At 61.1% G+C, this 21,790-nt stretch carries 22 protein-coding genes; 14 read left to right on the top strand and 8 right to left on the bottom strand.

What is annotated here, in order from left to right; all coding sequences use genetic code 11:
• Positions 1 to 219: 219 nt before the first annotated feature.
• The gene (locus CEJ45_RS03190; RefSeq protein ID WP_088753775.1) at positions 220 to 1,887 is read left to right on the top strand and encodes a PhoH family protein; all 1,668 of its coding nucleotides are present in this window, start codon (positions 220 to 222) and stop codon (positions 1,885 to 1,887) included.
• Between the two features lie 95 nt (positions 1,888 to 1,982).
• Here the strand turns inward: CEJ45_RS03190 and CEJ45_RS03185 are convergent, their stop codons facing one another.
• The 7 genes from CEJ45_RS03185 to rpsF form a co-directional block, all read right to left on the bottom strand.
• Positions 1,983 to 2,990: an inorganic phosphate transporter gene (locus CEJ45_RS03185; RefSeq protein WP_039788418.1), complete on the bottom strand. Its 1,008-nt coding sequence runs from the start codon at positions 2,988 to 2,990 to the stop codon at positions 1,983 to 1,985.
• Positions 2,991 to 3,060: 70 nt separating this feature from the next.
• A complete protein-coding gene (locus CEJ45_RS03180) occupies positions 3,061 to 3,687 on the bottom strand; it encodes a DUF47 domain-containing protein (RefSeq protein WP_034330265.1) in 627 nt (208 codons plus the stop codon).
• Positions 3,688 to 3,889: 202 nt separating this feature from the next.
• Positions 3,890 to 5,335, bottom strand: a complete 1,446-nt coding sequence (locus tag CEJ45_RS03175) for a replicative DNA helicase (RefSeq protein ID WP_041310594.1) — start codon at positions 5,333 to 5,335, stop codon at positions 3,890 to 3,892.
• A gap of 203 nt (positions 5,336 to 5,538) precedes the next feature.
• Positions 5,539 to 5,991, bottom strand: coding sequence for a 50S ribosomal protein L9 (gene rplI / locus CEJ45_RS03170; RefSeq protein ID WP_088753774.1), 453 nt, complete (start codon positions 5,989 to 5,991; stop codon positions 5,539 to 5,541).
• A gap of 26 nt (positions 5,992 to 6,017) precedes the next feature.
• Positions 6,018 to 6,302 (bottom strand): 30S ribosomal protein S18, encoded by a 285-nt coding sequence (gene rpsR, locus CEJ45_RS03165; protein WP_006462643.1) that lies wholly within the window; start codon positions 6,300 to 6,302, stop codon positions 6,018 to 6,020.
• 55 nt (positions 6,303 to 6,357) lie between these two features.
• Positions 6,358 to 6,657 carry a primosomal replication protein N gene (gene priB / locus CEJ45_RS03160; RefSeq protein ID WP_088753773.1) on the bottom strand — a complete coding sequence of 100 codons (300 nt, stop codon included), beginning with the start codon at positions 6,655 to 6,657 and terminating at the stop codon, positions 6,358 to 6,360.
• A gap of 21 nt (positions 6,658 to 6,678) precedes the next feature.
• Positions 6,679 to 7,044: a 30S ribosomal protein S6 gene (rpsF, locus tag CEJ45_RS03155; protein WP_006462645.1), complete on the bottom strand. Its 366-nt coding sequence runs from the start codon at positions 7,042 to 7,044 to the stop codon at positions 6,679 to 6,681.
• Between the two features lie 317 nt (positions 7,045 to 7,361).
• Here rpsF and lexA point away from each other — a divergent pair, with 317 nt between their 5' ends.
• The 10 genes from lexA (at position 7,362) to CEJ45_RS03105 (ending at position 17,475) form a co-directional block, all read left to right on the top strand.
• The gene (lexA, locus tag CEJ45_RS03150) at positions 7,362 to 8,021 is read left to right on the top strand and encodes a transcriptional repressor LexA (protein ID WP_088753772.1); all 660 of its coding nucleotides are present in this window, start codon (positions 7,362 to 7,364) and stop codon (positions 8,019 to 8,021) included.
• Positions 8,022 to 8,224: 203 nt separating this feature from the next.
• Positions 8,225 to 10,204, top strand: a complete 1,980-nt coding sequence (locus CEJ45_RS03145; RefSeq protein WP_088753771.1) for a tetratricopeptide repeat protein — start codon at positions 8,225 to 8,227, stop codon at positions 10,202 to 10,204.
• 324 nt (positions 10,205 to 10,528) lie between these two features.
• A complete protein-coding gene (locus CEJ45_RS03140) occupies positions 10,529 to 11,617 on the top strand; it encodes a flagellin N-terminal helical domain-containing protein (RefSeq protein ID WP_088753770.1) in 1,089 nt (362 codons plus the stop codon).
• Positions 11,618 to 11,695: 78 nt separating this feature from the next.
• On the top strand, positions 11,696 to 12,055 hold the full coding sequence (locus CEJ45_RS03135; RefSeq protein ID WP_088753769.1) for a flagellar protein FlaG: 360 nt from the start codon (positions 11,696 to 11,698) through the stop codon (positions 12,053 to 12,055).
• Positions 12,056 to 12,283: 228 nt separating this feature from the next.
• The gene (gene fliD, locus CEJ45_RS03130; protein WP_088753768.1) at positions 12,284 to 14,353 is read left to right on the top strand and encodes a flagellar filament capping protein FliD; all 2,070 of its coding nucleotides are present in this window, start codon (positions 12,284 to 12,286) and stop codon (positions 14,351 to 14,353) included.
• Between the two features lie 28 nt (positions 14,354 to 14,381).
• Positions 14,382 to 14,840, top strand: coding sequence for a flagellar export chaperone FliS (gene fliS, locus CEJ45_RS03125; RefSeq protein WP_088753767.1), 459 nt, complete (start codon positions 14,382 to 14,384; stop codon positions 14,838 to 14,840).
• A 5-nt stretch (positions 14,841 to 14,845) separates the two neighbouring features.
• Positions 14,846 to 15,175 carry a flagellar protein FliT gene (locus CEJ45_RS03120; RefSeq protein ID WP_088753766.1) on the top strand — a complete coding sequence of 110 codons (330 nt, stop codon included), beginning with the start codon at positions 14,846 to 14,848 and terminating at the stop codon, positions 15,173 to 15,175.
• Between the two features lie 2 nt (positions 15,176 to 15,177).
• Positions 15,178 to 16,365 (top strand): flagellar hook-length control protein FliK, encoded by a 1,188-nt coding sequence (fliK, locus tag CEJ45_RS03115; protein ID WP_088753765.1) that lies wholly within the window; start codon positions 15,178 to 15,180, stop codon positions 16,363 to 16,365.
• A complete protein-coding gene (locus CEJ45_RS03110) occupies positions 16,352 to 16,696 on the top strand; it encodes an EscU/YscU/HrcU family type III secretion system export apparatus switch protein (protein ID WP_088753764.1) in 345 nt (114 codons plus the stop codon). Before fliK ends, CEJ45_RS03110 begins: the two co-directional genes overlap by 14 nt.
• A 23-nt stretch (positions 16,697 to 16,719) precedes the next feature.
• Entirely contained in the window at positions 16,720 to 17,475 is a 756-nt protein-coding gene (locus CEJ45_RS03105) for a flagellar brake protein (RefSeq protein ID WP_088753763.1), read from the top strand.
• Positions 17,476 to 17,597: 122 nt separating this feature from the next.
• Here CEJ45_RS03105 and fliE read toward each other — a convergent pair whose 3' ends face one another.
• Positions 17,598 to 17,954 carry a flagellar hook-basal body complex protein FliE gene (gene fliE, locus CEJ45_RS03100; protein ID WP_088753762.1) on the bottom strand — a complete coding sequence of 119 codons (357 nt, stop codon included), beginning with the start codon at positions 17,952 to 17,954 and terminating at the stop codon, positions 17,598 to 17,600.
• A 249-nt stretch (positions 17,955 to 18,203) separates the two neighbouring features.
• Between fliE and fliF the strand changes: the two genes are divergently transcribed.
• From fliF to fliH, 3 genes are read left to right on the top strand one after another with little or no spacing between them, the layout of a single operon-like run.
• Positions 18,204 to 19,988, top strand: a complete 1,785-nt coding sequence (gene fliF / locus CEJ45_RS03095) for a flagellar basal-body MS-ring/collar protein FliF (RefSeq protein ID WP_088753761.1) — start codon at positions 18,204 to 18,206, stop codon at positions 19,986 to 19,988.
• The gene (gene fliG / locus CEJ45_RS03090) at positions 19,981 to 20,976 is read left to right on the top strand and encodes a flagellar motor switch protein FliG (RefSeq protein WP_034338562.1); all 996 of its coding nucleotides are present in this window, start codon (positions 19,981 to 19,983) and stop codon (positions 20,974 to 20,976) included. Before fliF ends, fliG begins: the two co-directional genes overlap by 8 nt.
• A 59-nt stretch (positions 20,977 to 21,035) precedes the next feature.
• Positions 21,036 to 21,737 carry a flagellar assembly protein FliH gene (fliH, locus tag CEJ45_RS03085; protein ID WP_088753760.1) on the top strand — a complete coding sequence of 234 codons (702 nt, stop codon included), beginning with the start codon at positions 21,036 to 21,038 and terminating at the stop codon, positions 21,735 to 21,737.
• Positions 21,738 to 21,790 lie beyond the last annotated feature (53 nt).

The following is a 21,790-nucleotide window of genomic DNA, read 5'->3' as shown; positions in this document are numbered from 1 at the left end:
AGCCCTCGCCCATCCCCTGTCTGCCCTCCGTACGGCCACGTCCGCTACGTTGCAGCACAGGCGCAAGGATTTCATTGGCATGCCCGGCCTTGCAGCAAGATCCCTCTCTTTGCTGTCTGATGTATTGCTTCACCTGTTCGCTCTGACAAAGCGGTGTTTTCTTCATCCACTTCCGAGGTCCTGATGCCCCTGCCCAAAATGCCGAGCAAACCAGCTTCGATGCTGTCTCCCGAGGACTATCCCAAGGCCGATCGCAACAAGCCCGTCAAACCGAACATCACTCTCGTTGAAACCTCCGCTGCCGTAGTTGCACCCCAAGAAGTTGCAGTTGCCGTTGCCGACGTCTCCGACACCAAGGTCGCCGCGCCCCGTGCGCGCATCACCGGCAAGACTGCCGCCGTGGCCGAGAAACCGAAAGCCGCTCCCAAGAGCGCCGAAGCCCGTCCCAAGTCGCCCACCAGCCGCGTGGCCGACAAGCTGGGCAAGTCCAAGCTGTTCGTGCTGGATACCAACGTGCTGATGCACGATCCGACCTCGCTGTTCCGCTTCGAGGAGCATGACATCTACCTGCCCATGGTCACGCTGGAGGAGCTGGACAACCACAAGAAAGGCATGTCCGAAGTGGCCCGCAACGCGCGCCAGATCTCGCGTTCGCTCGATGCACTGGTGTCGGACGTGGCCGAGGACTCCATTGACCTGGGCATCCCCTTGTCCAAGCTGGGCAACAAGGATGCCAAGGGCCGCCTGTACTTCCAGACCAAGCTGCAGAACGCCGCGCTGCCTGAAGGCCTGCCCGAGGGCAAGGCCGACAACCAGATCCTGGGCGTGGTGCGCGCGCTGGACCAGCAATATCCGGAACGTCCGGTGGTGCTGGTCTCCAAGGACATCAACATGCGCCTGAAGGCGCGTGCCATTGGACTGCCCGCTGAAGATTACTTCAACGACCACGTGCTGGAAGATACCGACCTGCTGTATTCGGGCATCCAGCAACTGCCGGATGACTTCTGGAACAAGCACGGCAAGGGCATGGAGTCCTGGCAGGAAAGCCGCCACGGCAGCAGCTACACCTACTACCGTGTCACCGGCCCCTATGTGCCTTCGCTGCTGGTCAACCAGTTCGTCTTCATCGAGCCCAAGAATGGCGAGCCGGCCTTCTACGGCCAGGTCAGCCAGATCAACGGCAAGACCGCTGTGTTGCAGACCCTGCGCGACTTCGGCCACGCCAAGAACAGCGTCTGGGGCATCACTGCGCGCAACCGCGAGCAGAACTTCGCGCTGAACCTGCTGATGAACCCCGAGTGCGATTTCGTCACCCTGCTGGGCCAGGCCGGTACCGGCAAGACCCTGCTGGCACTGGCTTCGGGCCTGGCGCAGGTGCTGGAGACCAAGCTCTACAACGAAATCATCGTCACCCGCGTGACGGTGCCGGTCGGTGAAGACATTGGTTTTCTGCCGGGCACGGAAGAAGAGAAGATGGGCCCCTGGATGGGCGCCTTCGATGACAACCTCGAAGTGCTCAACAAGTCCGATGGCGACGCCGGTGAATGGGGCCGCGCCGCGACCCAGGACCTGATCCGCTCGCGCATCAAGATCAAGTCGCTCAACTTCATGCGTGGCCGCACTTTCGTGAACAAGTTCTTGATCATCGACGAGGCCCAGAACCTGACGCCCAAGCAGATGAAGACCCTGGTCACGCGCGCCGGCCCCGGCACCAAGATCGTCTGCCTGGGCAACATCGCCCAGATCGACACGCCCTACCTGACCGAAGGCTCCAGCGGCCTGACCTATGTGGTCGACCGCTTCAAGGGCTGGGCACACAGCGGGCATGTCACCCTGGCACGCGGCGAACGCTCGCGCCTGGCCGATCACGCCAGCGACGTGTTGTAAGCACTTTTCTTCAGCGTCAAAGCAAAAAGCCACGTGAAAACGTGGCTTTTTGCTTTTGGGCGGCCGCTGCGCGTGCAGCGACCAGAGGGAAAGGCTTACAGCACGTGCACGCCGATCCACCAGGCGATCGCCGCCACGAAGGCCGAGGCGGGAATGGTGAAGATCCACGCCCAGACGATATTGCTGGCCACACCCCAACGCACGGCCGACATCTTCTGCGCCGCGCCCACGCCGACGATGGCGCCGGTGATCGTGTGGGTGGTCGAGACCGGAATGCCCAGGGCAGTGGCGATGAACAAGGTGATGGCGCCACCGGTTTCGGCGCAAAAACCGCCGACGGGCTTCAACTTGGTGATCTTCTGGCCCATGGTCTTGACGATGCGCCAGCCACCGAAGAGCGTACCGAGGCTGATGGCGCAGTAGCAGGAGATGATGACCCACATCGGCGGCGCGTCTGGCGACGAATAACCGGAGGCGATCAGCAGCATCCAGATGATGCCGATGGTCTTCTGCGCATCATTGCCGCCGTGGCCGAGGCTGTACATGGAGGCCGACAGCAGCTGCAGCCGACGGAACCAGCCATCGATCTTGCGCGGTGTGGAGCGGAAGAAGATCCACGACACCACGAGCATCATCAGCGAGCCAAACACCAGGCCCAGCACGGGCGAGAGCACGATGAAGAGAATCGTCTTCAACAGGCCCGCCGAGATCAGCGCGCCGGTACCGGCCTTGGCCACGGCCGCACCGACCAGGCCGCCGATCAGGGCATGCGAGGACGAGGACGGGATACCGTAGTACCAGGTCACCAGGTTCCAGAAGATGGCACCGATGAGGGCGCCGAAGATGACGTACTGGTCAACGATGGCCGGTTCGATGGTGCCCTTGCCCACCGAGGCCGCCACGTGCAGCTGGTGGAACACGAACACGGCCGCCAGGTTGAAGAAGGCGGCCATGGCCACGGCGGTCTGCGGACGCAGTACGCCCGTGGAGACCACGGTGGCGATCGCGTTGGCAGCGTCGTGGAAACCGTTCATGAAGTCGAACAGCAGCGCCAGGACGATCAACAACGCGAGAATATGTAAGCTGATTTGGATTGTTTGCATGGGGAAACCGTTGTATGAAACCAGCGGCGTCCCCATCGGAAATCGAGGGAATCGCCGCTACGCCGGGAGATCAGGCGTTTTCGACGATGATGCCTTCGATGATGTTGGCTACGTCTTCGCAGCGATCGGTGACGGTTTCCAGGATTTCGTAGATGGCCTTGAGCTTGATGAGGGTGCGCACATCCGGTTCGTCGCGGAACAGCTTGGACATGGCCGCACGCATGACGTGGTCGGCGTCGGATTCCAGGCGGTCGATTTCCTGGCAGATCGACAGGATCTGGCGCGAATTGTCCATGTTGGACAGCAGGCCCACGGCGGCCTGCACCTTCTCCGCACAGGACAGGCACAGCTCGGCCAGGCGCTTGGCTTCGGGCGTGATGGCCTTGATGTCGTAGAGCGAGATGGTCTGGGCCGCGTCTTCGAGCAGGTCCAGGATGTCGTCCATGCGGGTGATCAGCTGGTGAATGTCATCACGGTCCAACGGCGTGATGAAGGTCTTGTGCAGCAGTTCGATGGCATTGTGCGTGACCTTGTCGGCTTCCTTCTCGACGGCTTCAATGGCGTGCACGCGAATTTCAAGGTCGTCGAAATTGGTCATCAGCGCCACCATTTCTTTCGCGCACTTGACCGCCAGCTCTGCATGCTGATTGAAAAGGTCAAAGAATTTGCCTTCAGTCGGCATCAATCGTCCAAACATTTTTCTCTCTCATCAATGGTTAGCGCTCATGTGAAGCGCCGTTTCGAACCGGCCTGCGGCTGCCCCCTTGGAAGCCGGAATCCCGCCCTGCCGGTCCTGCACGCACGGCCTCGGGAGCCGTCCGTCTTGCATGACACGGGCAGCCCCGCGCCACCCGTGGTCCTCTTGCAGCGGCGCACCGGTCCGGTACGCCGCCATGGCATCAGTCGCCGCCGTAAGGCTGCGCCAGGTTGCCGATATAGTTGTCGTACTTGGTGTACATCCCCAGGAAGGACAGGCGAATGCTGCCGATCGGGCCGTTACGCTGCTTGCCGATGATGATTTCCGCCGTGCCTTTGTCGGGCGAGTCCGGATTGTAAACTTCATCACGGTAAATGAACAAAATGACGTCGGCATCCTGCTCGATGGCGCCCGATTCGCGCAAGTCGGACATCACGGGACGCTTGTTGGGACGTTGCTCCAGCGAGCGGTTCAGCTGCGACAGCGCGATGACCGGGCAATTGAGTTCCTTGGCCAGGCCCTTCAGGCTACGCGAGATTTCCGAGATTTCGGAGGCGCGGTTTTCAGAAGAGCTGCCACCGTTGCCCGACATCAGCTGCAGGTAGTCGATGATGATCAGTCCCAGCTTGCCGCATTGGCGAGCCAGGCGGCGCGAACGTGCGCGCAATTCGATGGGAGACAGCGCCGGCGTTTCGTCGATGTAGAACTGCGCATCGTTCATCTTCTGGATGGCATGCGTCAGGCGCGGCCAGTCCTCGTCCAGCAGGCGGCCGGTACGCAGGCGGTGCTGGTCCAGGCGCCCGACCGAACCCAGCATACGCATGGCCAGCTGCGCGCCACCCATTTCCATGGAGAACACCGCCACCGGCAGGCCCGACTCGATGGCCACGTGTTCGCCGATGTTGATCGAGAAAGCGGTTTTACCCATGGAAGGACGGCCGGCCACGATGATCAGGTCGCCGGGCTGCAGGCCGGAGGTCATCTTGTCCAGGTCCATGAACCCGGTCGGAACGCCCGTGATGTCGCTGGAACTGTCGCGGTTGTAGAGCTCGTCGATGCGCTCGACCACCTGGGTCAGCAGCGGCTGGATTTCCATGAAGCCCTGCGAGCCGCGTGACCCTTCTTCGGCAATGGCGAAGATCTTGGATTCAGCCTCGTCCAGCATGGACTTCACATCCTTGCCCTGCGGATTGAAGGCATTGCCGGAAATCTCGTCGGCCACGGTGATGAGCTTGCGCAAGATGCCGCGATCGCGGACGATCTCCGCGTAACGGCGGATGTTGGCCGCAGAAGGTGTGTTTTGCGCCAGCGCATTCAGGTAGACCAGCCCGCCCACCTCTTCGGCCTTGCCGCTGGTGGACATGGCTTCGTAGACGGTGATGACGTCAGCCGGCTTGGTGCTGTTGATGAGCTTGACGATGTGCTCGAAGATGATGCGGTGATCGTAGCGGTAGAAGTCCTCAGCGCTGACGAAATCGGCGATACGGTCCCAAGCCGCGTTGTCCAGCAGCAGGCCGCCCAGCACCGATTGCTCGGCCTCGATGGAGTGGGGCGGCACGCGGAGCGCATCGATCTGGGGGTCCGATGACTCTTTCTGGCCACGGAAAAATTCTGGATTGCCGCGGGACGATTCTTTCATGGCGCGCATTATAACCTGCTGATGTGAAGCCGTAGGTCAGACCGGACGTTTTTGCACGACCTGATGCTTCATGCGAACGGATGCGACATGAAGCCAATGACATCCTGCTCGACAATCACTGTGCCGCCGGGATGCCCAGGAGAAACTGACAATAAAAAAGCCAGGCGAACCCGGCTTTTTTATTGCAAAACGAATTGCAGCAAACAGGCGTATTACGCTTGCTCGCCCTTGACTGCGATGGTGACGTCGACCACCACGTCGGTGTGCAGAGCCACCGACACCGGGTGTTCGCCAACAGTCTTCAGCGGGCCGTTGGGCAGGCGCACTTGCGACTTCTCGACAGCAAAACCCTTCTTGCCCAGGGCTTCAGCGATGTCGAAGTTGGTCACGGAACCGAACAGACGGCCATCAACGCCGGCCTTCTGCGACACTTCCACGGTGGAGCCGGTCAGCTTTTCGCCTTGGGCTTGGGCAGCGGCCAGCTTCTCGGCAGCAGCCTTTTCCAGGTCAGCGCGCTTGGCTTCGAATTCAGCGATGGCTGCATCGGTCGCGCGGCGGGCCTTGCGTTGCGGGATCAGGAAGTTGCGTGCGAAACCGTCCTTGACGCGCACGACATCACCCAGACCGCCGAGATTCACGATTTTTTCCAACAGAATGACTTGCATGTTTTTCTCCTATTTCTCGACGCTGATTAGGCGTTGTGCAGATCGGTGTACGGCAGCAGGGCCAGGTAACGCGCGCGCTTGATGGCGGTGTCAACTTGACGCTGGTAGTGGGCCTTGGTACCGGTCAGGCGTGCCGGCATGATCTTGCCGTTTTCCTGGACGAAGTCCTTCAGGGTGTCCACGTCCTTGTAATCGACCTGTTCAACGCCAGCGGCGGTGAAACGGCAGAATTTCTTGCGCTTGAACAGCGGGTTTTGCTGTTGACGCTTGTTTTTCAGCTTGCTTTTATCGAACTTTTTACCGAATGCCATGGTTGGCTCCTGTATCTAAAAATTGGGTAAGGTCTGTTTGGCTACCTTGCGCCGCTCAATCCGGCGCGACCGGGCCAAAATCAACGATATGAAACACGACGCTCTTGCTGTTGCGATTCCTGCGGGCTAAAAAGCCGGTGAACCGGAAGACTTCCCCCAGCGCTGCCCTGTTGAGCGCACCGGAGATTTCTCCTGCTGCCAGCGCCGCGATCTCGAATTCGACCTGGCGCTGCATGCCAGCTTCCATCTGCTCCGACTGGTGCTGCAACCTGGCAGTGACAATCGGGATACCGGCCGGCGTGTAACGCAAAACATCACGTTCTGCCAGGCTGGCGATGACTTGAAGCTGGTTCACTCTCCGCGATGTTCGCAGCGCTTAAGCTGCCGGAGCTTCGGTACGGCTCTTGGCCGCGTCTTCCTTTTGCACTGCCTTCAGGATGGGTGAAGGACCGGTTTCGGCCTTCTTCATCTTGACGGTCAGGTGGCGCAGGACGGCGTCGTTGAACTTGAAGCCGGTTTCGATTTCAGCCAGCGTTTCGCTGTCGACTTCGATGTTCAGGCAGACGTAGTGAGCCTTGGCCAGCTTCTGGATCTGGTAAGCCAGTTGACGACGGCCCCAATCTTCGACACGGTGGACCTTGCCGCCGCGGGTGGTGACGATGCCCTTGTAACGCTCGATCATCGCCGGCACTTGCTCGCTTTGGTCCGGGTGGACGATAAATACGATTTCATAATGACGCATGTAGACTCCTTATGGACTTATTGAAGACGCCCACCCCGGCGTCAAGACGGGTGTGGGAAGAGGAAAACCCGAGATCATACTAGGTTTCCGCTCTCGCGGCAATGCCGGCATCAAGCCGATGCAGCCGGGGGACCACAATATGCGGCCCCGGGCACAAGACCACGCAAGACCTTCACCTGCGGCACGCTCTATATAAACAAGAAAGCTTGCCTTTTCGCCCCAGGAATATGCATGTTGCCGTTGACACAAGGATTGCACCTGTATAAAAATACAGACTGTTCATCCAGACAGCCTTCCCTCCGAGAAAGGCCACCCTCATGCTCAAACTGACTGCGCGCCAGGAACAGATCCTGAACCTGATCAAGAACGCCATCGAGAACACCGGCTTCCCTCCCACGCGCGCAGAGATCGCCGCCGAATTGGGCTTTCGCTCCGCCAACGCCGCCGAAGAGCACCTGCAGGCCCTGGCCCGCAAGGGTGCCATCGAAATTTCCCCCGGAACCTCGCGTGGCATCCGCCTGCGCGAGTCGGGCAGTGCGGCCGGCGCGAGCACCGCGCGCCAGATGGCCCTGCCCCATCCTGCCCTGATGCAACTGAGCCTGCCGCTGATCGGCCGCGTGGCGGCGGGTTCGCCCATCCTGGCCCAGGAACACGTGGAAAAGACCTACCAGGTCGACCCGGCCATGTTCCCGGCCAAACCGGATTACCTGCTGAAGGTGCGCGGCATGTCCATGCGTGATGCCGGCATCCTCGACGGCGACCTGCTGGCGGTGCGCCGCGCGGACCAGGCGCGCAACGGCCAGATCGTGGTCGCCCGCCTGGCCGACGAAGTCACGGTCAAGCGCTATCAAAAGACCGGCAGCGTCATCACCCTCTTCCCTGAAAATCCCGAGTTCGAGCCCATCATCGTCAAGCCGGAAAACGACCAGTTCGCACTCGAAGGCTTGGCCGTGGGATTGCTGCGCAGCTGGAACTGATGACCAGCGGCGCAGCCGCCCGCACCTGTCGCGAACCTGCTCAGACCGGACATTGATTGTCCGTTGCTGCATGAACCTCCGCCTAAAACGGAGGTTTTTTGCTTTCTATTCACCTCTTCACCGGTGACGCGTTGCGCATATCATGCCTGCTGGATAGCTATGCCCGGCGCAACCGATGCGCCCAACCAAGAGGATCTTTTTCGATGTCGACGCGCAAGAGCAGCAACAAGCACGGCAAACACATTCCGGCGCCCGCCGCCAAGTCCAATCTGCAGGATCTGCTGGACGTTCGCAAATGCCTCGATCTGCTGGATAGCCGCAAGACCGAGGAAGCCAAAAACCTCTGCATGGCCGTACTCGCCAGAGCCCCCAAGCTGGTCTTTGCCAACCACGCGCGTGGGCTGGTGGCCATGCAGGAGGGCCGGTTCGGGGAGGCAGAAACCTATCTGCGCAAGGCCATCGAGGCCGACCCCGACAATGCTGAATACCTGAGCAATCTGGCTGGGGCGATCCTGAACCAGGACCGCATCGATGAAGCCATCGCCCTCTACGAGCGCGCCATCTCCATCGACAAGGAAAACCGCGCAGCCCGCATCGGCCTGGCCAATGCGCTTCACGAAAAGAACGACCCGGAAGCCTCTGTCGCCTATTTCGAAGATGCCGTCAAGCGCGAGCCCAATGCGCCCGGCCCCTTGTCCCACCTGGGCCGCGCACTGATCGAGGCGCGCCGCTTCAACGAGGCCGTCGCTACCATTCTCAAGTCCCTGGAACTGCAGATCAACTTCGCCCCGTCGCATACAGCCTTGGGGGAAGCACTTCACGCCATGGAAATGTACAACGAGGCAGTGGAGTCCCATAAGACCGCCATCCTCCTTGATCCCCAGGACACCTACGCCCACAACAAGATTGCCGACACTTATCTGAAATTGAACCGGATCCAAGAAGCCCACGAACACCTGCTGCGCGTCATCGAGATCGCGCCCAAGGATCCCAATGGCTACGTGAAGCTCGGCTCCAGCTATTTCAGTACCGGCGACCGCTTCGACGACGCCATGCGCATGTTCAACCAGGCCCTGGCCCTGGACCCCAAGCACGCCCTTACCTACAACAACATCGGCGCCATCCAGCACGATCATGGCGACAGTGAAGAGGCCATCGACAACTTCCGCAAGGCCTTGGCGATCCGTCCCAACTATCCGACCGCCAAACACAACCTGGCGCTGACACTGCTGCTGCAGGGGCAGTTCGAAGAAGGCTGGGAATGCCATGAGAGCCGACTGGTCACCAAGGAACGCGCCCACGTCTATCGCCTGATCCACAAGCTCTTCGAATTGATTCCGAAATGGGACGGCAAGTCATCACTGGCAGGCAAATACATCCTGCTGATGCACGAGCAGGGCTTCGGCGACAGCATCCAGTTCCTGCGCTATGCGCGCCTGGTGATGGACCAGGGCGCCCGCGTGGCGGTGCATGTGAAGAATCCCTTGTACCGCCTGTTCCAATCCTTCACACCAGAGATCACGCTGGTGCGGGAAAGCGACCCCTTGCCGCCCTGCGACTGCTCGTACGTGCTCATGAGCCTGCCCTACGCGATGCAGACCCATACGGTGGACGACATTCCGCGCTACCCGGATGGCTACCTGGCGCCCGACCCCATCCTGGCAGCCACCTGGCGTGAAAAAATTAACGCAATGTCAAGATCCGAGCGCAACCTGCGCATCGGCATCGTCTGGGGCGGCAATCCTGAGCACGGCAACGATCGCCACCGTTCCATTGCGCTGGATACCTTCAAGCAATTATTCGACTTGCCGAACATGGAGTTCTATTCCTTACAGAAAGGCAAGCCCCTGGAAGGCCTCAAGGCCCTGCCCGGCGATCTGCCCGTCTTCAACCTAGGCGATGATTGCCAGGACTTTGCCGATACCGCTGCCGCCATCAGCAACCTTGACCTGGTCATCAGCGTGGATACCTCCGTGGTCCACCTGGCCGGCGCCATGGGCCACCCTACCTGGGTCTTGTTGCCGCACATCCCGGACTGGCGCTGGCTCAACGAGCGCGAGGATTCACCCTGGTATCCGGGCATGCGCCTGTTCCGGCAGCCCGCCATCAGCGACTGGGATTCCGTGCTCAAGCGCGTTGGCGAAGAATTGATCCTCCTGCAACAGAAGAAAGCCCAAGGGTGAGCGGGCCCGGAAACCGCGCCGCCCCTGCAGAAAACCGCCCCTCAGGGCGGTTTTTGCTTTTCAGAACATTTTTCTTGGCCGCAACAGCAATTTTCCTAAAGTTTTTTGAATTGCCGTCGAAAAAGGATTTGCTTGGAGTTTCAAAGCACGCAGTTTTAGTTCGGAAAGCCTTGAAAAAGATTTTTTGCAAATAGCCCTAAACTTTTTCCAAGACTGCCCGATAAAGCAATCAACAGAGGTTGAAACGCCTGGGGCTCATGGGTAGAAGACCAACGTTAGGCACTGAAACTCGGATCATCGGTCTCAAATCTTAGGAGAATTAACATGGCAGCAGTCATTAATACCAACATTCCGTCGCTCAATACGCAGCGGAACCTGAATGCGTCGCAGTCGTCGCTGAACACCTCGATCCAACGCCTGTCGTCGGGCCTGCGCGTCAACAGCGCCAAGGACGACGCCGCCGGCCTGGCTATCGCCGACCGCATGAACTCCCAGATCAAGGGTCTGGCAGTTGCACAACGCAACGCCAACGACGGTATCTCGATGGCACAAACCGCTGAAGGCGCTCTGTCGACCGTCGGCGACAACCTGCAGCGTATGCGTGAGTTGGCTGTTCAAGCTTCGAACGGCACCAACAGCGCACAAGACCGCAAGACCCTCAACGACGAATACACCCAGCTGTCGCAGGAAGTGTTCCGCGTCCTGAACGGCACCAGCTTCAACGGCCAGAACCTGTTCACCGGTGTGGGCCAAGGCGCTTCGGCTGGCGTGGGCTCCACGTCGGCCAACGTATCGGCTTCCCTGACCCTGTCGTTCCAGGTCGGCGCCAACGTGCAAGACAACAAGCTGAACGACCAGATCACCATCACCCTGGATGACCTGTCGAACAACTCGACCATCGCTACCGTCATCGGCACCAGCGCCAACGGCCTGATCGGTCTGGGCGACACCAGCGGCGTGAGCACCGCGCAAGCAACCTACACCTCGGCCAAGGCTGCACTGGACAACCTGTTCGCCACCGGTTCGTCCCTGTCGGCCAGCGCCCTGGCTTCGTCGGCTGTGACCCTGCAAGCTGCCGTTGACAGCGCCAAGCTGTCCCTGGACCAGGCTGTTGCCAACCCGTCCGCCCAGAGCGATGCTCAGAAGGCCATCCAGAACCTGGACAAGGCCATCAGCCTGATCTCCTCGAAGCGTGCCGAGTTCGGTGCCGTGCAGAACCGCTTCAGCGCGGTCATCAGCAACCTGCAAGTGTCGAGCGAGAACATCACCTCGTCGCGCAGCCGTATCATGGATACCGACTACGCGCAGGAAACCGCGAACCTGACCCGTGCGCAGATCCTGCAGCAAGCTGGTACCGCGATGCTGTCGCAGGCCAACTCGGCGCCGCAGCAGGTCCTCTCGCTGTTGAAATAAGCCAGATAGCTAGGTAGGATGACGTGCGGGGGATAGACCTTATTCTCCGCACGTTCCTTTAAGGAAGGGAGTAGTACCATGTCGATTGCCCCACTTAATATCACTGCTGCTGGCGACTCCGGTACTGCATATGCAGCGCCGAAGACAGCCGAGAAGCCCGATCCCGTGGTATCGACGGTCGCACCGGCGGCCACCCCGGAAGCACGACGCGCCACCGATAGCGAACTCAACGATGCCGTGGGCAAGTTGAACGATTTCGCTGCAGCCAATGCTGCCGCGTTGAATTTCTCGAAGGACCAGGATACCGGCAAGACCATCATCAAGGTCGTCGATACGGCTACGGACACCGTGATTCGCCAGATTCCCAGCGAAGAAGCGATCGCCATCGCCAAATCGATCGACAAGATGCAAGGCTTGCTGATCAAGGAAAAGGCTTGAGTTTCCCCTCGAGTCTGGTACGAACTGCAGTGGCTGAACACCCGCATGCGTCAATGCCCGCTCATTGCGCATGACGGATTCGGCTACCCCAGTTCATAACGGATTCAGATAGTTATTTCGCACAGCGTCCCCTCCCCCCAGACGCCGTACTTGAGAGCCCATCTCCTCTTGACCGCGCTGGACGACCGCACAGCGCTGTGCCTCACGCAAAGATTCAGGAGTTGAACCGTGGCCACTTCCACCGGCACCATTTCCACATCGGCAGGTCCGCTCGATGTCTCCACCCTGGTCAGCCAACTGATCTCGGCCGAAAGCCAGACGCAGCTGACTCCGCTGACCACCCAGGCCAGCAGCTACAACACCCTGATCTCTGCGTATGGCAGCCTCAAGAGCGCGCTGTCGAGCTATCAGTCCGCCATCAAAGCCCTGACCGCAGCCAGCTTCAGCTCCCAAAAGAGCTCGGTGAGCAATGCCGGTACCGGCAGCAACCTGACCACCGACCCCTTCACGGCCGACGTCAACAGTGACAACTCGACCAAGATCCTGGCGCAGAAACTGCAGTCGGCGGGCGTGAGCAGCGGCACGACCTACAACGCCGGCGATTCGATCGCCATCAAGGTCGGCACCAATTCCCCGACCTTCATCACCTTGCAGGCCAACTCGACCCTGGCCGGCGTGCGCGATGCGATCAATGCCTCCAAGGCCGGCGTGACTGCGTCCATTACCACCGATGGCAGCGGCGACCACCTGGTGCTGGAGTCGACCGCCGGCGGTACCGCCAACACCATCAAGGTCACGTCCAACAACAGCCTTTCCGCGTTCGCCTACGATCCGTCGAGCTCCACGCCGAGCACCATGACCCAGATCCAGGCCCCGCGCGACGCCACCAAGGCGGCGTCGGGCACCTACTCGGTGGCGGTCTCGCAGTTGGCGCAGACGCAGAAGCTGAGCTCGGCCAGCATCGCGCCGGGCACCACCTTCGACAACGGCATCCTGGCCATCAAGACCGGCACCGGTTCGACTGCCATCATCCAGCCCGCCACCAACACCCTGGCCGGCGTGCGGGACGCCATCAACAGCAGCGATGCGGGCGTCAATGCCACCATCGTCAGCGACGGTACCAATGATCACCTGGTCATCACCGCCAAGGACAGCGGCGCGGCCAACACCATCAAGATCACCGGCACCGGCAACTATTCGGTCTTCAGCGCCGACCCGAGCGGGACCGTGATCTCGCCCAACGTCACCACCGGCCAGACTTACACTTCCGGCACGCTGAGCCTGAAGGTGGGCGACACCACGGTCGCCATCAACCCCACCGCCAACGGCAGCGGCAACATCGACCTGAACCAGGTCGTGAGCGCCGTCAACGGCGCCAGCGCTGGCGTGACCGCCTCCATCAGCAACGACGGCAGCAACGACCACCTGGTCCTGACCCCGACCGGCAGCAGCGCCACGGCAGCAGTGTCGCTGACCGGTACCGGCGACTATTCGGGCCTCACCATGAGCGGCATGGGCCAATTGCTCAAGGCCCAGGATGCCAAGCTGTCCATCGATGGCGTGGCCGTCACCAGCACCAGCAACAAGGTCGAAAACGTCATCTCGGGGGTGACCCTGAACTTGGCCAAGGTCACCACCTCGGCGGACAACTTCACCCTCAACATCAGCAACGACACATCCGGCATCAGCACCGCCGCCAACAGTTTCGTGACCGCCTACAACACGCTGGCCAAGGCAGTGGCGGGCATGACCGCGCAGACGCCCTCCACCACCCTGGGCCAGGCCAACACATCGGCGCCACTGGCCAGCGAGTCGTCGGTCCAGACCATCATGAACCAGCTGCGCAATACCCTGTTTGCCACCGTGGATGGCGGCAACGGCATCAGCAGCCTGTCCGATATCGGCATCAGCTTCCAGAAGGATGGCACCCTGGCGCTGGACGCCACCAAACTGTCCACGGCGACCACCAACAATTTCGCCGGCATTGCCAATCTCTTCACTGGCACCGATCCGGATACAACCAACACTACATCGTCCAAAAATGGTATCGTCACCAAGTTGCAGACCTTGCTGACGAACCTGCTGAGCGATAGCGGCATCATCGCCTCCAAGACCAATGGTCTGCAGGCCAGCCTGAAGATCAACCAGGATCGCCAAAGCACGGTGCAGACGCGCTTGTCGAACCTGAAGGACGACTACACCAACCAGTTCAATCGTCTCAACACGACCCTGGCCAGCATGCAGTCCACGCAGAGCTACCTGACCCAGCAATTGGCCAGCCTGGCCAAGAGCAGTTGAAGCATCACCGCGAACATAGGAGAACGTCATGTTCGGAAGCATGAAGCGCGGGGCCAACGCCTACGCCAACATCGGGGTGGAAACCGGCGTGATCGCCGCAAGCCCCCACAAGCTCATCACCATGCTCTTCGACGGCGCATTGGTCGCTATCGCCCTGGGCAAGAAGTCTATGGGCGAAGGCAACATCAAGGACAAGGGTGAATCCATCACCAAGGCCATCCTGATCATCGACAACGGCCTGCGCGCCAGCCTGAACAAGGAAGTCGGCGGCGAACTGGCTCTGAACCTGGACTCCCTCTACGAATACATGAGCCGCCGGCTGTTCGAGGCCAATGCGACCAACAACCCGGCCATCCTGGACGAAATCCACGGTCTTCTCGATGACATCCGCTCGGCCTGGGAACAGATCGGCCCCAACGCCGCCCAATCGGCGCCGCAGATGGCTTTCCTGCAAGACAACGCCCAACCCAGCTTTGCAAAGGCTTGACTGACATGACCGGTGATGACGTCATCGCCCTCTACGAGTCCATCTCGCAATTGACCGACGAGATGCGCTCGGCTGCCCGCGCCGGCGACTGGGACCTGCTGGCAGCGCTTGAAGCGCAGTGCGGCCAGCACATTGCCAGCCTGCGCAACAGCGAAGAAAACATCACCCTCTCCGAGCCGCTGCGCCATCGCAAGGTCGACATCATCAAGAAGATCCTGGAAGACGACCGCGACATCCGCAACCTCACCGAACCGGGATTGCGCAAGCTGTCGGCGCTCATCCAAAGCAACCAGACCGAACAGAAGCTCCTCAATACCTACGGCATGGGTAGTTGACCATGTTGCCGCGGGCCGATATCGCCAGCGCCGTCCAGCCCGTCAATCCAGTCGAAGCGGCCACTCCGGTCGTTTCGGTGGCCGATGCCAGGCAGGAAGCTTTCAGCCGCCTGGCCCAGATTGCCATCGGCCAGCAAATGTCGGGCCGCATCCTTTCCAACTTCAATGACGGCACCTTCCTGGTACGCATCGCCAATACGGCGGCGCGCATGGTGCTGCCCAATACCGCCAAGGTCGGCGACACGCTGACCCTGACGCTGGTTTCCAAGGATCCCCGCCCAACCTTCTCGGTCAACGAAGGCAGCATCCACCCTGATGAGGAGAGCGCCTCGGTGGCCTTGAGCACGGCTGGACGCGCCATGCAGAAGGACCTGAAGTCGCTGCAGTTCGTCACCCGGGATGACAGCGGTGCCGGCCAGATCGCGCAGAACGAGGACATCGCCGCCGACGCCCAGGCCAAAGGCGCGCGCCAGGGTCAGTCTGGCGCACCGTCCAGCACCACGACCACGCTCAGCCACGCGGGGCGCCTGATCGACACCTTGCTGCACGCGTCGCAACAAGGCGACATGGCCGACCATATCAATGCGCCCGCCCCGCTGCTGCCCAAAGCCAGCGTCCCTGCCGACCAGATGGCGGCAGCGCTCAAGGATGGCATCAACTACAGCGGTGTCTTTTATGAATCCCATGTCGCCGCCTGGGCCGCCGGCCAGCGTCCCGCCGAAGAGCTGATGAAGGAGCCGCAAGCCCAGGTAGCCGCGCGCAGCGGTGGCGAGATCAACCTGCTCAACGACAGCGATCCGGCGCAGAACCAGCTGGGCCAGATCATCAACCTGCAGCTCAATGCCCTGGAGCAGCAGCGCGTAGTCTGGCACGGCGAGATCTGGCCAGGCCAGAAGATGGAATGGGAGATCAGCCAGGAACATGGCCAGGACAGTTCCAACCCGCAAGGCAGTGACGAAGAAAACGCCCCCAGCTGGCACAGCGTGGTGCGCTTCAATTTCGCCCACCTGGGCAGCGTATCGGCCTCGATCCGCCTGATCGGCCAGCAGATCCACGTCCAGGTGAAAGCGGACAATGAAGCGGCTGCCGCAGCCCTGCGCGGCAATACTGGCCTGTTTGCCAATGCCATGGCGGCCGCCGGCACCTCCCTCGACTCCCTGATCGTCAAGCAAGCCGATGGAGAAACCTAACATTCCCCTGCAAAATGCCGTGGCCCTGGCCTACAACGCCAGCCACGCCGCCCCCCAGGTGGTGGCCAAGGGCCGCGGCCTGGTGGCCGAAGCCATCATCGCGCGGGCGCGCGATGCGGGCGTGTATGTCCATGAGTCCAAGGAGCTCGTCTCCCTGCTGATGCAAGTCGAGCTGGATCAGCAGATTCCCCCGGCGCTGTACCGCACCGTGGCTGAATTGCTGGCCTGGCTATATCGTATTGAAAATATGCAATTAAGCGGGTCAGTGATGTATGATACGGGGTCAAACTATTCCAATAATTCCCCTGGGGAAAGCGATCCTACTCGCTGAATTCCGACGTACACGACGCACAGATGGCTAACCACGACGAGATCGACGACGACAGCCCATACCGGGTTCATTCACGGAGGGAGATCATCGCCCTGCTGACCAGCATGATGGAGAAGAACCAGCTCCTGAGCCTGCTGATCAAGGGCGGCTCCGAATCCGTGATCACTTCCATTCTGGAAGTCGATGAGGATGACGACTCGCTCATCATCGATGCCGCGCCCAGCGCCACGCTCAACGAGAGCATCGTGTCCAGCAAGCGCATCGGCTTCGAAGCCCTCTACAACAGCATCCGCATCACCTTCAACGTGGACGGCGCCCGGCAGGTCGAGTACCAGAGCCGCCCGGCCCTGAAGGTCGACATCCCGGAAAGCCTGGTGCGCCTGCAACGGCGGGAATATTTCCGCATTCCCACGCCCATTGCCAAGCCCCTGCGCTGCACCTTCCGCATCACCCAGGCCGATGGCTCGTTTGTCACCGTGGTCACGCTGCTCAACAACATCAGCGCCGGCGGCGTCGGCATCACCGACGAGAAGAAGCTGCTGCCCACTACCCCGGGGGCCGTCTACGAGGACTGCCAGCTTGAGCTGGGCGACAACACCCTGGTCTCGGTCAAGCTTCAAGTGCGCGATTGCAAGGAATTCAAGATGACCAACGGCAAGGTGGTCAACCGCTTCGGCTGCCAGTTCATCGACATCCCCCGCACCGTCCTTGCCGCCATCCAGCGCTTCATCACCAAGCTGGAACGCGAACAGAACGCCAAAGCCTCCGGCATGATGTAAAGCGGCGCGCCCATGCGGCTGCGCCCAACAGCAAAACACCCCAGCCACCGGATAGCCGGCCGCTGGGGTGTTTCGTCATGGCAGGCCGAGCTGGCAAGCAGTTCGGCCCAAAGAAAGAAAATTCACACCTGCATGGTCATGATGTCGCGGTAAGCCGAGACCAGCTTGTTGCGCACCTGGATGCTGGTCTGGAAGGAGATGCTGGCCTTCTGGGAAGCAATCATCACATCCGACAGGTTCACGCTGTCATCGCCCATGGCAAAGGCCTGCGACATCTTGGCGGCTTTCTGCTGGGAATCATTGACCTGGTCGATCGCGCCCTTGAGCACGTCGGCAAAGTCCACGCGCTGCGCCGGCTTTTCCGCTGCCACGCCACTCTGGACGGGATCCACGCCACCCTGGGCGCGCGCCGCGGCCGCCTTCAACTGGGCGACCATTGCCTCGATCTTGCTGGTATCAATCACGCTGTCGATTGCCATTTCCCACCTCTTGAGTTCATTTTTTGCCGCTTGGCAAAAGCACAATACGCACGTTCGCAAACTACAGCAGCACCTTAACACTGCCGCATTGACAAAACAGCCCAATAAGCGGGGAATTTGCCATTCTGTTCGGGCGATCAAATTCTTCCTGTCAACGGACAATCCACACTGAGCAAAAACCTCACAAAGGTAGGCAGTGATCAAAGTCTTTATCAAGCTGGCAATCGAGGGAACGCCAGAGGGGAAATCATGGCGGTAGCAGCCGACGGCACGATGACCGGCGAAACCAACAATCCGGGCGAACTCGGCAATGCCGATGGCTTGCCCCAGGGGCAGGCTGCACAAGGCGGCATGATGGGCTACGCCCGCTCGCCGCAGGGCAAGCGCATCCTGCTCATCATTGCTGCGGCCGCCACCCTGGCGCTGATGGCCGGCATCTGGCTGTGGAGCCAGAAGGTCGAGTACCGCGTCCTGTTCGCCAATTTCAATGACCGCGACGGCGGCGCCATCGTGGCCTCGCTACAGCAGATGAACGTGCCCTACAAGTATTCGGACGGCGGCACGGCCATCCTGGTGCCCGAGAACATGGTCCACGACGCCCGCCTGAAGCTGGCCTCGCAAGGCCTGCCCAAGGGCGGCAACGTCGGTTTCGAACTGATGGAAAACCAGAAGCTGGGCATTTCCCAGTTCCTGGAACAGGTCAACTTCCAGCGCGCGCTGGAAGGAGAGCTGGCACGCTCCGTCCAATCCCTGGCCTCGGTCCAGACCGCCCGTGTACACCTGGCCTTGCCCAAGGCCTCAGTGTTCGTGCGCGACCAGCAAAAGCCGACCGCCTCGGTGATCTTGAGCCTCTACCCGGGCCGTTTCCTGGACCAGCAGCAGGTCAGCGCCATCGTCCACCTGGTGGCCAGCAGCGTGCCTGAGCTCTCGCCCAAGGCCGTCACCATCGTCGACCAGAACGGCAACCTGCTCTCCGACACCACCAAGCAAGCCCAAACCAATACGCTCGACCCGACCCAGCTGAAGTATGTCCAGGACATGCAGCAGGACATCGTCAAGCGCGTCGAATCCATCATCGCCCCCATCGTCGGCAACGGCAATGTCCGCGCCGAAGCCACGGCCGATGTCGATTTCTCCCGCAGCGAGCAGGCCTCGGAGGCCTACAAGCCCAACCAGACCCGCGACACGGCAGCCGTGCGCAGCAAGCAGAGCAGCGAGGCCAACAGTGCCACGTCCGGCACCTCGGGCGTACCGGGTGCGCTGACCAACCAGCCCCCTGCCCCGGCCACCGCCCAGATCGTCAATCCGGCGGCGGCCAATGGCGCGGCCAACCAGAACGGTACGGCTGCCACGCCCAATGGCGCGGCGCCGGCACCGGCGGCCAGCGGCAATTCGCGCAAGGACGAGACCATCAACTACGAGGTCGACAAGACGGTCCGCTACACCCAGCAACCCATGGGTGGCGTGCGCCGCCTGACGGTGGCCGTGGTGGTGAACTACAAGCGCACCCTGGACAATACCGGCAAGATCGTGATGCGCCCCCTGACCGAGGCCGAGCGCAACCAGATCACCGACCTGGTCAAGGAAGCGATGGGTTACAACAAGGATCGCGGCGACTCGCTCAACGTGGTCAATACCCAGTTCAGCACCGACATGGAACCGGAAGTGCCGCTGTGGAAGCAGCCGGGCATGATCGAACTGGCCAAGGAAATCGGCAAGTACGTGCTGGTGGCTGCGGTCCTGCTGTTCCTCTACTTCCGTGTGCTGCGCCCCATCGTCTGGAAGCTGTCGGGCCGCGAAGAGCGCGAACGCCTGGCCAAGGAAAAGGCCGAGGCCGAAGCCGCCGCCGCTGCCGCAGCAGTCGCCGCCGGCTTCGATCCGGACGATCCGGACGCCATCGTCAACCTCTCCGGCGAACCGGCCGTGGACGAACGCGCACAGTACAAGGCCAATCTGGAAACCGCCAAGCAGTGGGCCAAGAATGATCCGAAGCTGGTGGCAAGCATCATCAAGTCATGGGTGAACAATGAGTAACGACGGCGTTCAGAAAGGTGCCATCCTCATGCTCGCCTTGGGCGAGGATGAGGCCGCCGAAGTCATGAAATACCTGGGCCCGAAAGAGGTCCAGAAGCTCGGCGCGGCCATGTCGGCGCTGCGCAACGTCAGCTTCGAAGAAATCAACGAAGTGCTGGAAGCCTTCGTCGCCGAGACCGGCCAGGCCTCTTCGCTGGGCCTGGATTCGGACGAGTACATCCGCAGCGTCCTGACCAAGGCCCTGGGCGACGACAAGGCCACCTCCCTGCTCAACCGCATCCTCGGCGGGCGCGATGCTTCCGGCATCGAAAGCCTCAAGTGGATGGACGCGCAGTCGGTGGCCGAACTCATCCGCAACGAACACCCGCAGATCATCGCCACCATCCTGGTCCACCTGGAGCGCGACCATGCCTGCGGCATCATCAACAATTTCACGGAACGTTTGCGCAACGACGTCATCCTTCGTATTGCAACCCTGGACGGCGTGCAGCCGGCCGCGTTGCGCGAACTCAATGACGTGTTGACCAAGCTGCTGACCGGCAACGAAAGCCTCAAGAAACAACAGATGGGCGGTATCCGTACCGCGGCCGAGATCCTCAACTTCATGTCGGGCGAGAACGAGACGGCGGTGATGAACAACCTGCGCTCCTACGACGAGGACATGGCGCAGAAGATCATGGACGAGATGTTCGTCTTCGAAAACATCATCGACATCGACGGCCGCGGCATCCAGCTGCTGCTGCGCGAAGTCCAGTCCGAGTCGCTGATCGTGGCCCTGAAGGGCGCCTCGCAAGGCCTGCGCGACAAGATCTTCGCCAACATGTCGCAGCGTGCGGCCGAGATGATGAAGGAAGACCTGGAATCCAAGGGCCCGGTGCGTCTGTCCGAAGTCGATGCGCAACAGAAGGCCATCCTGCAGATCGTGCGCCGCCTGGCCGACGAAGGCCAGATCGTGCTGGGTGCCAAGGGCGAGGACGCGTTCGTCTGATGCGGTTGAGGCAGATGCAGGGTGCCGTCGGCATGCCGGCCTGAGGAGTCAAATAAGCCATGCGTGCAAAGATCATTCCCAAGGAAGAGATGACGCCCTACCAGCGATGGGAGCTGGCGTCATTCAACGAAGAGCCCGAACCGGAACCGGAACCGCTGCCCGAGGAAGAAGAATTCCTCGAAGAGCCGCCGCCGGTCCCGCAGCTGACGGCCGAACAGCTCGATGCCATCCGCGAAGCCGCCCGCCAGGAGGGTTTTGCCGAAGGCCGCGAACACGGCCTGCAGGCCGGCCGCTCCGAAGGCTACGTGGCCGGGCTCCAGCAAGGCCAGCAGGAAGTCAACGAAATCATCCAGCACTTCCGCCAGATCGCGGTCAATTTCAGCACCGAGGTCTCGCAGTGCAGTGAAAAGATGGCGCCCGAACTGCTGGACCTGGCGCTGGACCTGGCCAAATCCATGCTCAAGACGGCGCTGAACGTGCGCCCCGAGCTCATCCTGCCCACCGTGAGCGCCGCCATCCACGCCCTGCCCGTACTGCAACTGCCAGCCAGCCTGGCCCTGCACCCGGAAGATGCGGCCTTGGTGCGCAAGCACCTGGGCGAGGAACTGGCCCAGCAAGGCTGGAAGATCGAGGAGGACGCCCAGCTCGAGCGCGGCGGCTGCCGTGTCGAAACCCGCACCAACCAGATCGATGCCACCACCCAGACGCGCTGGCAGCGTTTGGGCGAGTCGCTGTCCAAGCAGCTCGACTGGCTGGAATGATTCACCCGACGTGATAGCTAGAACTCATTTCATCAATAGGCGTGAGATGCGTT

This window comes from Herbaspirillum aquaticum, assembly GCF_002213425.1.
GTDB lineage: Bacteria > Pseudomonadota > Gammaproteobacteria > Burkholderiales > Burkholderiaceae_D > Herbaspirillum > Herbaspirillum aquaticum.
The sequence above is the reverse complement of the archived record's forward strand: the minus strand, read 5'-3'. Positions and strand labels throughout refer to the sequence as shown.